The sequence below is a fragment of the Luteibacter sp. P4_E6 genome (genome assembly GCF_056401535.1).
Map to the genome: position 1 here is coordinate 1 of NZ_JBFUJE010000654.1, position 1,975 is coordinate 1,975.

Consider the following 1,975-nt stretch of genomic DNA (forward strand, 5'->3'; position numbering starts at 1 on the left):
GCTCAACATCGTCCTTTGGAGCGCGAAGCACGATGCGAAATCGTACGTGCGGGGCGCCAAGGAGTTCCTTGCTCGACTAAGCCGAAGCCCCACGCAGACGAGCGAAAAGGTAAAGGCGCTGGTCCGCAATGGCGGATGTCTCTTTCCTGAGAGCCGATGAAGTGTGATCTGGATCACCTTCCTTTTGCATCGCAGCGTGCGTCACCAAACGCACCGCTATAGAGTTTCCCAGGCCGGCATTTAGATCGATCTAAACCGGCACGGAGCGCTGCAGCGTTCCGCATCCACCCAGTAAGAAAATACGACACGCCATCAAAGGGGTAACGCGGAACATCGCTCCGATAGCGAAGGATTCGGAGTGCGCGCTGGGTAGTGGCGTGGCCCCCATACACAACCATCGGAGCAGGTTAATGAGTCCCAAGTTTCGGTTTAAGCGCACGCGCGTCACAGCTGCTTTGCTTCTCTCGATCGCCGGATTAACCGTTTCCTCAGCATCGCTCGCCGACACCACTGGCTACATAGGCGTTTTCGGTGGCGGACCCATTTACAAGAACCTCAACAACAACATCACCGAACTGAGTCAGTCTGGTTTTACGGAGGTCGTCGTGTGGAGTGTCGAGGTCAAGGCCAACGGCGACCTTAACCTCAACGGTGAATTCCCCATCGTTTCCAACGGCGCCTATATCGGCAACCAGACGTATCCGGACTTCGTGTCCAACCTGGCCAGCCTGAAAACTGCTGGCGTCAAACGCATCACTTTCAGTATCGGCTCGTCGAACTTCGGCGACTTCCAGGACATCAAGGCCCTGGTCAATAGCACGGCCGCAGGCGGCGGCACCGGCAAGAAGAGCACGCTCTACAAGAACTTCCAGGCGCTGAAGAAAGCCATCCCTTCGATCGACGCCATCGATCTGGATGACGAGAATGGCTATGACGCCGCTTCAACCGTCGCGTTCTCCGTGATGCTTGGCAAGCTCGGTTACCACGTCATGCCGGACGCTTTCACGAATGCCTCCTATTGGACGTCCGTGGTCAAGCAGATCAACAGGCAGCGCGCCGGTACGGTCGATGGTGTGCATCTCCAGGCGTACGCTGGTGGCGCGGGCAATAGTCCCTGTTCGGGCTGGGACTTCGGCGGCGTTCCTGTCTATCCCGGCATCGGCGACTCGTCGATCGGCGGTGACTCGGTGCCCGGTGCGCAGAGCAAGTTCGCCAACTGGGCTGATGAGTGCAGCGTCACTGGTGGCTTCCTTTGGCTTTACGACGATGTGGCGGGTAAGACTTACAACGGGAAGACGCTGTCGGCGGCATATGCCGGGGCGATTGATGCGGGTTTGACTCAGTAAGTAATTCCAAGGACGCACGGCCCACATAGGTCGTGCGTCCCCGCGGCTCATTTGCTGGCACGATCGACCTCACTGTGCTCGCATGCCTGGTGGCTCTCACCAAAGCGCACATAAACCCCGCTTTGCCAGCCGTGAGCTACGCAGACGAAGCGAGGACCCGCTAGTGCGCGAGCATCGCCTGAAGTACGGCTCGATTCGGACTTGTCTGGCTTGTCGACAACGGTCTTCATAGCGACCGTAATCACGTTTCTGGTTTTGTAGGTGTTCCCCTACAGACATCGGATCCCGCTCTACCTTACCTTCGCCCGGAACGGGGCGGCCTGGCCCCTCAGGGGAGCAATATGGACAAGTCGGCCCGCTGGCAGGGCAGCCTTCGCAGGATGTGCCTCGGCATAATCTATGATGGAGGCCACGCAAACGTAAACATTCCGGACGTACCAGGCGCAGTTGCTGAGCACTGCCATATTGCGCCGCCTTGGCCGATGGGAGGATAGAGATGTTGTGCGCCGCGCGGATTGCTGTAGTAATCGTCCTACAGGCTTGTCTCGGCGCGTGCTCGGGATGTGTCGATGCCGCTTTGACTGAGCACAAGGTTGTCACGCAGGGTGGGCTCAATGGATTTCAGATTG

The 1,975-nt window shown here is 58.2% G+C and carries 1 protein-coding gene; it reads left to right on the forward strand.

Annotated elements, in window-relative coordinates:
• The first annotated feature begins 410 nt into the window (after positions 1–410).
• A complete protein-coding gene (locus tag AC1DT2_RS22005; RefSeq protein WP_477298738.1) occupies positions 411–1,346 on the forward strand; it encodes a hypothetical protein in 936 nt (311 codons plus the stop codon).
• Positions 1,347–1,975 lie beyond the last annotated feature (629 nt).

Excerpts from the sequence above, each read along its gene's own strand:
- AC1DT2_RS22005 (WP_477298738.1), top strand. The coding sequence starts at position 411 with ATGAGTCCCAAGTTTCGGTTTAAGCGCACGCGCGTCACAGCTGCTTTG.